The organism is Pseudomonas sp. HY7a-MNA-CIBAN-0227 (assembly GCF_040310325.1).
In the GTDB taxonomy this organism is placed as follows: Bacteria; Pseudomonadota; Gammaproteobacteria; order Pseudomonadales; family Pseudomonadaceae; genus Aquipseudomonas.
The window spans coordinates 1-259 of sequence record NZ_JBEOPT010000216.1 but is presented as its reverse complement, the minus strand read 5'-3'; the positions used below and the strand labels follow the sequence as shown (position 1 = coordinate 259).

1 rRNA gene is annotated in these 259 nt (G+C 52.1%); it reads right to left on the bottom strand.

Annotation, left to right across the window (positions count from 1 at the left end):
• Nucleotides 1-259 (bottom strand): 23S ribosomal RNA (locus tag AAEZ06_RS27645); the annotation flags it as partial.

The following is a 259-nucleotide window of genomic DNA, read 5'->3' as shown; positions in this document are numbered from 1 at the left end:
GACATAACCTTCTCCGTCCCTCCATCGCATCATAAACAAGTATCGGAATATTAACCGATTTCCCATCGACTACGCCTTTCGGCCTCGCCTTAGGGGTCGACTCACCCAGCCCCGATTAACGTTGGACTGGAACCCTTGATCTTCCGGCGTGCGAGCTTTTCACTCGCATTATCGTTACTCACGTCAGCATTCGCTCTTGTGATACCTCCAGCATGCCTTACGACACACCTTCACAGGCTTACACAACGCTCCCCTACCA